The following is a 13,350-nucleotide window of genomic DNA, read 5'->3' as shown; positions in this document are numbered from 1 at the left end:
GATGATGGCGCCGTCATTGGTGCCGGTGACGGTGATCAGCAGGTCGCGGGTGTGCTGCGCGCCAAACTGGTCGCGCACGGTGACGGGGATGCGCAGGGTTTCGGCCACCCCGCTGCCCAGGTTCTGGTAGGCCGAGGCCTTGGGGTCGAAGCTGTAGCTGCCGTCGGCGGCCAGGGTGAAGCCGGCGATCTGCGCGGTGGTGCTGAACTGCAGGCGGTCGTGGATGTCGGTGTCGCTGGCGCGCATCTGGCCGGTCAGCATGGCGCCGTCTTCGGTGACCGAGCGGGTCTGTGCCTGAATCACCGGCACATCGTTGCTGCCTTGCAGCGTGACGAGCACGGTGTGCTGGGTGCCATCAGCACTGCTCACGCGGAAGCGTTCGATCAGGCTGTCATTGCGTCCCAGGTGCTGCACGGCGTCTTGGCTGTTGTCGGCCGTGTAGGTCCAGGCGCCGCTGGCATTGATGCTGAAACTACCGTAGTGGCCCGCCACCTGGCTCTGGGCGGTGAACCGGTGCTGGCCCGCGTCGGTGTCGGTCAGCGTCAGCTGGCCGTTAGCCTGGAGCTGGCCGGCATTGACGTTTTGGTCCTCGGTAACGCGGCCGGTGTCCACGCCGCTGATGACAGCGCCGTCGTCGTGGCCTTGGATGTTGACCGTGATGGTGTGGCTGCTGCCGTCCACGCTTTTCACGACCAGGCTGTCGCTGAGGCTTTGGCCCTTGGTGAGGGCCTGAACGTCGGTGTCGCTGTTGTTGAGTGCGTAGGTCCAGCTGCCGTCGGCCGCCAGGCTGAACACGCCATGCTGGCCGGGCGCGCGTGGGCTGGCCTGGAAGGCGGCCTCGCCAGCGTCAGCGTCGCTGATGCTGAGCTGGCCGGCGGCTTGCAGCACGCTGTCTTCGCTAACGGTGCCGGTGTCCACGCCGGCGATGGCGGCGCGGTCGTTCGCGCCGACGACCATGACGCGTACGACACTGGTGCCCGTTGCGCCGCTGCGATCGGTCGCGGAGATCTGGAACACCTCTTGGCCTTGTTGGCCGACCCCCAGGGCATTGGTGTCGGCGTTGGCGTTGTCCAATTGGTAGACCCATTGCCCGGACTGCGGATCGAAGTCCAGATGGCCGTAAGTGCCCTGGCCATTGCCCGTCACTGACCATGTCAGCGTATCGCCGGCATCCATGTCACGTGCGTGTAGCACGCCTTTGATGGACGAGGTCTGCCCGTCTTCGATCACCAAACGGGCGGAAGCGCGCGTGCTGCTGATGTCAGGCGCGTCGTTCTCACCGTGGATGTTCACCGTGACGGTGTGTTGCGTGCCGTCGGCACTGGTCACGCTGAGGGTGTCGCTCAGGCTGTCGCCGTTCTTGAGTTGCTGGATGGCCAGCTGCCGGTTGTTGGCGGTATAGGTCCAGTGGCCTGCGGCGTCGATGCTGAAGTGACCCAGACCTTGGCTGCCGGCCACATCGGTCTGCGCGGCGAAGTGGGCTTCGCCGGTGTCGATGTCGGTGACGGTCAGCTGGCCGCTGGCTTGCAAGCGGCCGTTCTGCAGGGCCGTGTCCTCGGTGACGCTGCCCGCGTCCACGCCGGTGATCTTCGCGCCATCGTTGCTCCCGGCAATGGTGATGGTGAGGTTCTGCGTGCTGGTCCCCCCGGCGCTGTCGATGACCGTGACGGGGATGACCACGTCTTGCGTTTGTCCCGCAGCCAGATGCTGGTAAGACGCGTGCGCTGGGTTAAAGCTGAAGCTGCCGTTGGAGTTGAGAACAAAGCCCGCGACCGGGTGAGCGACCGAAAAGCGCAGGGTGTCGCCCGCATCGACATCGGTGGCCAACATCTGGCCGGTCAGCCTCGCGCCGTCTTCGGTGACCGCGTGGGTCTGCGCCTGCAGCATCGGCTTGTCTTCGGCACCGTTGATGGTGATGGTGACGACTTGCTGCGTGCCGTCGGCTGTTGCCACGGTGAAGCTATCGCTCAGTGTCTGGCCGGCCTTGAGTTGTTGGATGGCGGTTTGCGTGTTGTCAGCGGTATAGCTGTAGCGGCCGCTGGCGTCGATGCTGAAGCTGCCGTAATGGCCGGCGCCCGTTACCCCAGTTTGGGCTACGAACACGGCTTCGCCCGCGTCTGGGTCCGCCACAGTCAGCTGGCCACCGGCCCGGAGCATGCCGCCCGTGGACACGACGCTGTCTTCGGTGACGAAGTTAGCCAGCCGACCGCCGATGACGGCACCATCATTGCTGCCGGTAATCGTGATCGTGAGGTTCTGCGTGCTGGTGGTGCCAGCGCTGTCCGTCACGGTGACGGAAATGACCACGTCTTGCGTCTGACCCGCGGCCAGGTGCTGGTAGGCAGCATTGGCCGGATCGAAGCTGTACGTGCCATCAGCATTCAGCGTAAAGCCATCCACCGGCTGCACGATGCTGAACGCCTGTGTATCGCCGGCATCCACATCGGTGGCGGCCATGCGGCCCTGCAGCAGCGTGCCGTCCTCCGTCACCGCCTGGGCTTGAGCCTGCAGCACGGGCGCGTCATTGCTGCCCTGGATGGTGACGGTCAGGCTGTGAGTCGAGCCGTCGCCGCTGCTCACGGTCAGGGTCTCGGTCAGCGACTCGCCCGCTTTCAATTGCTGGATGGCCGGCAGGCTGTTGTCGACCGAATAGCTCCAGTGGCCGTTCACGTCGATGCTGAACAGGCCCAGGCCTCGGCCCTGGTTGGCGGGCATGTCGGCCAGGGGCATGAAGATGGCATCACCGCGGTCCGGGTCGACGATGCTCAGGCTGCCGCTGGCTTGCAAGTGACCGGCCTGTGGCGACCGGTCCTCGGCCACGGTGGCGCTGTCAGCGCCGCCGATGACAGCGCGGTCCTCGGTGCCGTGGATGGTGACCGTTAGCGTGACGGGCGTGCCATCCGCCGTGTGGAACAGCGCCGTTTCGTCCAGCGTCTGGCCGTTCTTCAGTGCCTGAATGGCGGGCTGCTTGGGGTCGGCCACATAGCGCCACTGGCCGTCGGCACCCAGGTGGAATATGCCGAAGCCGGCGCTGCCGGCTTGGTCCTGCGGGACGAAGGCGGCTTCGCCGCTGTCGACGTCGGCCACATTGAGCTTGCCGCGCGCCACCATCTTGTCGGCGTCCGGGCTGCTGCCGCCCAACAGATTGGTGTCTTCGATGACATCGGCTGTGCGCACACCGGTGACAGTGGCGCCGTCGTTGGCACCGGTGATGGTGATGGTCAGCGTGGCCGTGTGGCTGGCGCCGCTGGCGTCGGCCACGGTGACGGGGATCAGCACATCTTGCGTCTGACCGGCGGCCAAATGTTGGTAGCTCGCGTGGCTGGGGTCGAAGCTGTAGCTGCCGTCGGCATTCAGCGTGAAGCCGTCGACCGCCTGCGCGATGCTGAAAGTTTGGGTGTCGTGGGCGTCCAAATCGGTGGCGACCATCTGCCCTTGCAGCAGAGCGCCATCTTCGGTGATGGCTTGGGTCTGCGCCGCGAGCACCGGCGCGTCGTTCGCGCCATGGATCGTCACGGTGACTGTGTGCGCCGTGCCGTCGGCGCTCTGCACGGTCAGCGTGTCAGTCAGTGACTGGCCGGTTTGAAGCTGCTGGACGGCCGGCAGTGTGTTGTCGGCGCTGTAGGTCCAGTGGCCGGACTCAGACAGGCTGAAGCGGCCCAGGCCACTGCTGCCGGCGACATCGGTCTGCGCGAGGAAATGGTCTTCACCGCTGTCGGTGTCGGTGATCGTCAGCTGCCCGCTGATTTGCAGATGGCCACTCTGGACGGACTGATCCTCGGTGACTGCGCCGGCGTCGATGCCGCGGATCACCGCACCGTCGTCGGCGCCAGTGATTGTGATGGTGAGGTTCTGCGTGCTGCTTGCCCCGGCACTGTCGGTGACGGTGATGGGGATGATCAGGTCCTGCGTCTGGCCGGCGGCCAGATGCTGGTAGCTGGCGTGGCCGGGCTCGAAGCTGTAGCTGCCGTCGGCGTGCAGGGTGAAGCCGTCCACCGGTGTGGCGATGCTGAAGGCCTGTGTGTCGCCGGCATCCGCGTCGGTGGCAAGCATCTGGCCGGTCAGCCGTGTGCCGTCTTCGGTGACGGCCTGGCTCTGCGCCTGCAGCACCGGCCTGTCTTCGCTGCCCTTGATGGTGATGGTGACGACTTGCTGCGCGCCGTCGGCGGTGGCTACGGTGAAGCTGTCGTTCAGCGTGTCGCCTGCCTTGAGCTGCTGGATGGCGGTTTGTGTGTTGTCGGCGGTGTAGCTGTAGTGGCCGCTGGCGTCGATGCTGAAGCTGCCGTAGTGGCCGGCACCGCTCACGCCGGTTTGGGCCACGAAGTGGTCTTCACCGGCATCCGGGTCGACGACGGTGAGCTGGCCTGCGGCTCGGAGCAAGCCGCCCGTGGACACCACGGCGTCCTCGGTGACGTTATTGGCAAGTCGCCCGCCGATGACAGCGGCGTCGCCGGTCCCGGTGATCGCGATCAGCAGGTTCTGTGTGCTGGAGGCGCCGGCGGTGTCGGTGACGGTGATGGGAATGCTCAGCGTCTGCACCTGACCGGCGGCGAGCTGCTGATAGGCGGCGTCGCTCGGATCGAAGCTATAGCTGCCATCGGCATTGAGCGTGAAGCCGGCCACGGCCGTGCCCATGCTGAAGGCCAGGCTATCGCCGGCATCCACATCGCTGGCGACCATGAGCCCGCGCAGCCGCGTGCCGTCTTCGACGACCGACTGGCTTTGTGCTTGCAGAACCGGTGCGTCGTTGCTGCCGGTGAGGGTGACGGTGACCGTATGCGTGCTGCCATCGGCACTGCTCACGGTGAAGCTGTCGCTCAGCGTCGCGCCCGCCTTGAGTTGCTGGACTGCGGCTTGGTTGTTGTCGGCTGCGTAAGTCCAGTGGCCAGCGGCATCGATGCTGAAGCTGCCGTAGCTGGCGGCGACACTGGTCTGCGCGACGAAATGGTCTTCGCCGGTGTCCGCATCAGTGACTGTCAGCTGCCCGCTGGTATGCAGTTGGCCACTCTGGACGGATTGATCCTCGGTGCCCGCGCCGGTGCTGACGCCGCCGATGATGGCGCCGTCGTCAAGGCCGGTGACGGTGATGGTGAGGTTCTGCGTGCTGCTGGCACCTGCACTGTCGGTGACCGTGACGGGGATCAGCACGTCTTGCGTCTGGCCGGCGGCCAAGTGCTGGTAGCTCGCGTGTGCGGAGTCGAAGCTGTAGCTGCCGTCGGCATTCAGCGTGAAGCCGTCTACGGACTGCGCCGTGCTGAAGGTCTGTGTGTCGCCGGCGTCCACGTCGGTGGCAGCCAAGCGGCCGCTGAGCAGCGAGCCATCCTCGGTGACCGCTTGAGTCTGCGCGCTCAGGACAGGCGCGTCGTTGCTGCCCATCACCGTGATGGTGATGGTGTGCGTTGTGCCGTCGGTGTGGGTGATGCTGACCGTGTCGGTGGCGGTTTCGCCGTTCTTGAGCGCTTCGGTCGCGCTGCGGCTGTTGTCCAGCGTGTAGACCCAGGCGCCCGCAGCATCCATGGAGAACTCGCCCAGGGACGTGCGCTGCTGCGTGATCGGCACGAATTCCGCGCTCTCGCCAGTGGCCACCAGATGGCCGCCCGTACGCGCTGAGACATCTTCCTTGACCATGCCAACATCCACGCCGCCGATGACGACATGGTCGCGCTGGCCTTGGATGGTGACGGTGATGCTGTGGCTGCTGCCGTCGGCGCTGCGCACCGTGAAGGTGTCGGTGGCTGTTTCGGTGCTCTTGAGCGCTTGCACTTCGGCCTTGGCGTTGTCGAGTTGGTACTGCCACTGCCCATCGGCGCTCAGCGTCAAGCTGCCGTAGCTGCCGGCCGTGGCCGTCTGGGCGATGAAATGCGCTTGGCCGTCGTCTACATCGCTGATCTGCAGCTGCCCGCTGGCGGACAGGGTCTGGTCTTCGACGACTCGGCCGGCATCGGTGCCGCTGATGCGGGACGCATCGTTGGTGCCGGTGAGTGTGATCGTTAGGTTTTGCGTGGCCGTCGCGCCCGCGCTGTCCGTCACCGTGACGGGAATGACGATGTCTTGCGTTTGACCGGCGGCCAAGTGCTGGTAGCTGGCGTGTGCAGGGTCGAAGCTGTAGCTGCCATCGGCATTCAGCGTGAAGCCGTCCACCGCCTGCGCGATGCTGAAGGTTTGGCTGTCCTGCGCATCCACATCGCTGGCGACCATATGCCCCTGCAGCAGGGCGCCGTCTTCGATGATGGCTTGGGTCTGCGCCGCGAGCACCGGCGTGTCGTTCGTGCCGTTGATGGTGACGGTGACCGTGTGCGCCGTGCCATCGGCGCTGTGCACGGTCAAGCTGTCGCTCAGTGAGTCACCGGCTTTCAGCTGCTGGATGGCCGCCAGCGTGTTGTCGGCGCGATAGGTCCAGGCGCCTGAGGCATCGACGCTGAAGTGGCCCAGGCTGTTGCTGCCTGCCACATCGGTCTGCGCGAGGAAGTGATCTTCACCGCTGTCGGTATCGGTGAGCGTCAGTTGGCCGCTGGCTTGTAGACGGCCGCTCTGGACGGACTGATCCTCGGTGACCGCACCGGTGTTGACGCCGCCGATGATGGCGCCGTCGTCAACGCCGGTGACGGTGATGGTCAAGTTCTGCGTGCTGCTCGCGCCGGCGCTGTCTTTCACCGTGACGGCAATGACGACGTCCAGCGTTTGACCGGCGGCCAAATGTTGGTAGCTGGCGTGGCTGGGGTCGAAGCTGTAGCTGCCGTCAGCGGCCAATGTGAAGCCGTCCACCGGCTGGGCGATGCTGAAAACTTGGGTGTCGCCGGCATCGACGTCGGTGGCGAGCATCTGGCCGGTCAGCCGCGCGCCGTCTTCGGTGACAGCGTGGGTTTGCGCCTGCAACACCGGCCTGTCTTCGGTGCCGTGGATGGTGATGGTGACGACTTGCTGTGTGCCGTCGGCGGTGGCCACGGTGAAGCTATCGCTCAGCGTGTCGCCCGCCTTGAGTTGTTGAATGGCGGCTTGCGTGTTGTCCGCGGTGTAGCTGTAGCGGCCGCTGGTGTCGATGCTGAAGCTGCCGTAGTGGCCGGCGCCGCTTACACCGATCTGCGCCACGAAGTGGTCTTCACCCGCATCCGGATCGGCCACGGTGAGTTGGCCGCCCGCCCTGAGCAGGCCGCCGGTGGAGACCACCGCGTCCTCGGTGACATTGTTGGCGAGCCGACCGCCGATGATGGCGCCGTCATTGCTGCCGGTGACGGTGATGGTGAGGTTCTGCGTGCTGGTGGCGCCAGCGCTGTCCGTCACGGTAACGGGAATCACCACGTCTTGTATCTGACCCGCAGCCAGGCGCTGGTAGCTGGCGTGGGCAGGGTCAAAGCGGTAGCTGCCGTCGGCGTTCAGCGTGAAACCGTCAACGGCTTGCGCCAAGCTGAAGGCTTGGGTGTCGCCGTGGTCGACGTCGGTGGCGCGCATCTGGCCTGTCAAGGCGGCGCCGTCTTCGGTCACCGCGCGGCTTTGTGCGTTGAGCACCGGCGCGTCGTTCGTGCCCTGGATCGCCACGAGGACGGTGTGTGTTGTGCCGTCCGCACTGGTGACCGTCATAGAGTCGACCAGCGAATCACCTGCCTTGAGTTGCTGCACCGCGGCTTGGCTGTTGTCCGCGCTGTAGCGCCAGTGGCCGGCCGCATCCACGTTGAAGTGACCGTAGCGGCCTGCCGCGTTCGTTTGCGCGTTGAAGTGGTCCTCGCCCGCATCGGGATCGCTGATGCTCAAGCTGCCGCTGGCCGTCAGGGTTGCGGATTGGTCTTCGGGCACCGCGCCGGTGTCGGCTCCCCCAATCACCGCGCCGTCATCGCGACCGTCAATCGTCAGGCTGATGGTGTGGCTGGTCCCGTCGGCACTGCGTACGGTGAGCGTGTCGGTCAGCGTTTCCCCTCTTTTGAGCGCTTGAACCTCGGGTTTGCTGTTGTCGAGTTGGTAGCTCCATTGGCCGTCCTCGGCCAGCGTGAAGCTGCCATAGCTGCCCGCCGTGCCGCTCTGCGCGACAAAGTGCGCCTGGCCATCGTCTACATCGGTCACCGTGAGCTGACCGGTCAATGCTTGCTGGCTGTCTTCCCGTGTGCTGCCCGTGCTGACGCCCGCGATGGTCGCGCCATCGTTGGTGCCCGTGATGGTGAGGGTCAGATCGCGTGTGCTGCTCGCCCCGGCGCTGTCGGTCACCGTGACGGGAATGACCAGGTCTTGCGTCTGGCCAGCGGCCAGGTGCTGGTAGCTGGCGTGCGAGGGGTCGAATTCGTAGCTGCCGTCGGCATTCAGTGTGAAGCCGTCAACGGTTTGAGCCGTGCTGAATACTTGCGTGTCACCGGCGTCGACATCGGTCGCCACCAGGCGGCCCTGGAGCAGGGCGCCGTCTTCGCTGACGGCCTGGGTTTGGGCTTGCAGCAGGGGCACATCGTTCGTGCCCTGGATCGTCACCGTCAAAGTGTGCGTCGCACCATCGGCGCTGGCCACGGTCAGTGTGTCGGTCAGCGTCTCGCCGGCCTTCAGTTGCTGCACCGCCGCCTGGGCGTTGTCTGCCGTGTAGGTCCACTGACCGGTCGCGTCCACGCTGAAGTGACCGTGCGCCGAGGCGACACCGGTCTGCGCCACGAAGTGGCTTTCTCCCGCGTCAAGGTCGGTGATGCTGAGCTGGCCGCTGGCCCGCAGTTGCAAGGTCTGGACGGACTGGTCCTCGGTGACCGTGCCGACGGCCACGCCGCTGATCACCGCGCCATCATTGATGCCGGTGACGGTGATGCTCAGGTTTTGCGTGTGCGTGGCACCGGCGCTGTCGGTGACCGTTATAGGGATGACGAGGGTTTGGCTCTGACCGGCTGCGAGTTGCTGGTAGCTGGCGTGGCTGGGGTCGAAGCTGTAGCTGCCGTCGCTGTTCAGCGTGAAGCCGTCCACGGCTTGACTGATGCTGAAGGCTTGCGTGTCGCCGGCATCCCCATCGGTGGCCACCATATGGCCTTGCAGCAGGGCGCCGTCCTCGGTGATGGCCTGCGTCTGCGCGGCCAGTACCGGGGCATCGTTCGTGCCCTGGATGGTGACAGTGACGGTGTGGGTGGCACCGTCGGCGCTGTGCACGGTCAAGCTGTCGGTCAGTGAGTCGCCCGCCTTCAGCTGCTGGATGGCCGCCAGCGTGTTGTCGGCGCTGTAGGTCCAGACGCCAGACGCATCGAGGCTGAAGTAGCCCAAGCCCTTGCTACCGGCCACGCCGGTCTGCGCGATGAAGTGGGCTTCGCCGCTGTCCACATCAACAACGGTCAGCTGCCCATTCGCTTGCAACTGCCCACGCTGGACGGACTGATCCTCGGTGAGGCTGCCGCTGCTGACACCGCCGATCACCGCGCCGTCGTTGACGCCGGTGACGGTGATGGTGAGGTTTTGCGTGCTGGTCGCCCCGGCACTGTCGGTCACCGTGACGGGGATGACGACATCTTGCGTCTGGCCCGCAGCCAACTGCTGGTAGGCCGTATTCGCAGGATCGAAGCTGAAGCTGCCATCGGCATGGATGACAAAGCCGGCGACGGGTTGAGCGATAGCGAAGCGTTGCGTATCACCTGCATCGACGTCGGTGGCGAGCATCTGGCCGGTCAGGCGCGTGCCGTCTTCGGTGACGGCGTGGCTTTGCGCCTGCAGCACCGGCCTGTCCTCGGCGCCTTTGATGGTGATGGTGACGACTTGTTGCGTGCCGTCGGCCGTTGTCACCGTAAAGCGATCGGTCAGCGAATCGCTGGCTTTGAGTTGCTGGATGGCGGCTTGCGTGTTGTCCGCGGTGTAGCTGTAGCGACCGTTCGCGTCGATGCTGAAGCTGCCATAGTGGCCCGCACCGCTTACGCCGGTCTGGGCGACGAAGACGGCTTCGCCAGCATCCGGGTCCAGCACGGTGAGCCGGCCGCCCGCTCTGAGCATGCCGCCCGTGGAGACGATGGAATCCTCAATCAGCGTGTTGCTGAGCCGGCCGCCGATCATCGCGCCATCGTTGGCGCCGGTAACCGTGATGGTGAGGTTCTGCGTGCTGCTCGCGCCTGCGCTGTCCGTCACGGTGACCGGGATGAGCACGTCTTGGGTCTGCCCGGCGGCCAGGTGTTGGTAGGCGGCGTGCGCGGGGTCGAAGCTGTAGCTGCCATCGGCATTCAGCGTGAAGCCGTCGACGGGCTGGGCGGTGCTGAACACCTGCGTGTCAGCGGCGTCCACATCGCTGGCCACCATGCGGCCTTGCAGCAACGCGCCGTCTTCGCTGACGGCTTGGGTTTGTGCTGCCAGCACCGGCGTGTCGTTCGTGCCTTGGATCGTGACGGTGACGGTGTGCGTCGTGCCGTCGGCGCTCTGCACGCTCAAGGTGTCGGTCAGCGTTTCGCCGGCTTTCAGGCGCTGAATCGCGGCCTGGCTGTTGTCGGCCTGGTAGGTCCAGGCCCCGGTGGCGTCCAGGCTGAAGTGGCCGAATATCGCGGCCACATCGGCCTGGGCGAGGAAATGCGCTTGGCCGGCGTCGGGATCTACCACACTCAGCTGCCCGCCGGTGTGGAGCTGCTGCGTTGAGGTGAGCGCTTGATCTTCGGTGACGCTGGCGGTATCGGTCCCGCTGATGATGGCACCGCTGTCCTGACCTTGAATTTGCACGGAGAGCGTGTGCTGCGTGCCATCGGCCGCGCTGATCACCAGGCTGTCCACCACCGACTCGCCCGCTTTGAGCTGCTGGATCGCTGGCTGCGTGGCGTCGGCGTGATAGCGCCAGTGGCCGGTCGGGTCGATGCTGAAAGCGCCATAACGGCCAGGCGCATCGGTCAGGGGCTTGAAATGGGCCTCGCCCGCGTCGATGTCGTCGATGCTGAGTTGCCCGCCGGTCTGCAGCTGGCCCGTCGCAGAAGCACTGCTTTCATTCACCGTGACGGCATCGGTGCCCGCGATGCGCGCGGCGTCATTGCTGCCCGTGAGGTTGATGTTCAGGTCCTGGGTGTGGCTGGCCCCGGCGATGTCGGTCACTGTCACCGGGATGCGCAGCAGCTGCGTCTGGCCGGCGCCCAAGTGCTGGTAGCTTGGGTGCGCCGGGTCAAAGCGGTAGCTGCCGTCGGCATTCAGGGTGAAGCCGTCCACTGCTTGCGCGAGGCTGAAGCTCAAGCGGTCGCCCGCGTCCACATCGCGGGCGATCAGCTGGCCTTGGAGCAGAGCGCCGTCTTCAATGACGGACTGACTTTGCGCGCTCAGCACCGGCGCATCGTTCGCGCCGGTGATGGCGATCCGTATCGTGGTGCTGGCGCTGGCACCGGCGCTGTCGGTGGCGGTGATTTGAAAGACATCCTCGGCGCGCTGGCCGGCGTGCAAGGCGTCGGTCTGGGCCTTGGCGTTGTCCAGTTGGTAGGTCCAGGCGTGGGTATGCGGGTCGAAGCTCAGCTGCCCGAATGTGCCTTGGCCGGTGCCGACGAGTTGCCAGCTGAGCGTGTCGCTGCTGTCGGCATCATGGCTGCGCAGTTGGCCGCTGAGCGATGTTGTGGCGGCGTCTTCACGCATCAGATGCGCGTTGGCATGGGGGCTGGCAATGCCGGGGGCGTCATTACTGCCGCTGACCGTGATCAGCAGGTTCTCGGTATGGCTGGCGCCTGCGCTATCGGTGACCGTGATCGGAATCAGCACATCCTGCGTCTGACCCGCGCCCAGGTGCTGGTAGGCGGCGTCAGCGGGGTCGAAGCGGTAGCTGCCATCGGCTTGAATCGTGAAGCCCGGTTTGGCGGCAGTGCTGCTATAGCTCAGCGTGTCGCCGCTATCCTTGTCGGCACCGATGATTTGCCCCTGCAACACGGCCGCATCTTCTTGCGCGGTGAGCGGCGTGAGCAGCAGGGTCGGCGCGTCGTTCGTGCCGCTCAGTGTGATCTGCAGGCGCTGGCTGTCTTGCGCGCCATGGCTGTCGGTGACGGTAACGGGAATGTTCAGCGTCAGGGCCTCGCCGGCCTGAAGATGCTCATAAGCCGGATCGGTGGGATCAAAGCGGTAGCTGCCATCGGCATTCAGCTGAAAGCCGGCCACAGGGCTGGCCAAGCTGAAAGTCAACGTATCGCCAGGGTCGGCATCGCTGGCGCTCAGTTGCCCAGTCACCACCGGGCCGCCTTCCACGGCGGCGATGGGCGGCAGCAGGGCCATCAGCGGCGCATCATTGCTGCCCGCAATGGCGACGGTGATGAGGTGCGCCGTGCCGTCTAGGGCATGAACGGTCAGGTTTTCCGTCAGGGCCGTACCGGCGGCCAAGATTTTGGACGTGCAGGGGCTCAGTTCGTAAGTCCATTGCCCGTCGGCCGCCAGATGCAGGGTGCCGTACTGGCCGATGAGATCGCCGGCGCGCATCTGGGCCTCGCCCTGGTCAACATCCGTGATCGTCAACTTGCCGCTGCACTGCGGCTGCAGGTCTTCGGTGACGCTGCCGTGTGACACGCCGCTGATCAGCGCGGCATCGTTGCTGCCCTTGACGGTGATGCTCAGCCGAACGGCCTGCGTCTGGCCGGTGAGCCCATCGCGCGCAAAGGCGGTGAAGTGCTCGACCACGACCTGACCCTCACGCAAGGCCTGGACGTTAGGCTTGGCGCCATCGAGTTGGTAGTGCCAGTGGCCTTGGGGATCGAGCTGGAGTGCTCCAAAACGACCCGCCGTGGCGGCCAGGGACCATTGCTTGCCACTGGGCGCGCCACCTGTGACGCTCAGCGTGCCCTGGGCCTGGTTGAGGCCATCTTCGGTGACCGTGCCGCGTCGCTCGCCACCCGCCTTGAGGGCATCGACGCTGAGCGCTGTGGCCAGCGCGACGGTGGGAATTGCCTTGGCGCCCACTTGGCCTCGCGCGCCAAGGTCGGGAACTTGCACTTGTGTGTGTGCGGCCTGATTCAGCTGCACCGGCGCTTGCGGGCTGGCATCCACAGTGCCTGGCGCGCTGGGGGGCAGCGTCGGTGCATGCCGCTCGGTCAACCCCGTTTCGGGGCGGCCAAGCCACTCGTCGTTCAAGGCTGGCGCAGTTGGCGGCGTGCCGGTATCGGCCGCTGCCCCTTCAGTCGGCGCGGTCGCGGGGGGGCTGCTCAATGAACGCGGTTCTTGCGCTTGGGGCGGCGAGTCAGGGCTCGCGGCTGGCGCTGTCGCCGGCGCAGGGGCTTGCGCCAATTGGTCGTCGCTGGATTCCTCTTGCCCCTCAGCCTGTGGGAGGGGGGTGGCCTCCCAGGCAATCGGTGCTGGCTCGCTGCCTTGCACCAGTTCGCCGGCGCTGCCCAGCGGCTTGTTCTTGGCCTTCAGACCTTGGGCCAACTCTTCGGCGCTGGGCTCGTCGTTCTTGGGGGGGACCATGCTGTCCAT

At 65.9% G+C, this 13,350-nt stretch carries 1 protein-coding gene (running past one end of the window); it reads right to left on the bottom strand.

Annotation, left to right across the window (positions count from 1 at the left end; translation table 11 throughout):
- Positions 1-13,350, bottom strand: partial view of a VCBS domain-containing protein gene (locus AABB87_RS00090; RefSeq protein ID WP_341969039.1) — the start only. The gene continues 15,273 nt to the left of window position 1, outside the view; only the first 13,350 of its 28,623 coding nucleotides appear in the window; its start codon is at positions 13,348-13,350; its stop codon lies off the left edge, out of view.

Source organism: Roseateles sp. PN1, assembly GCF_038419725.1.
GTDB lineage: Bacteria > Pseudomonadota > Gammaproteobacteria > Burkholderiales > Burkholderiaceae_C > Paucibacter_A.
This window is presented reverse-complemented; position numbering and strand designations above follow the sequence as displayed.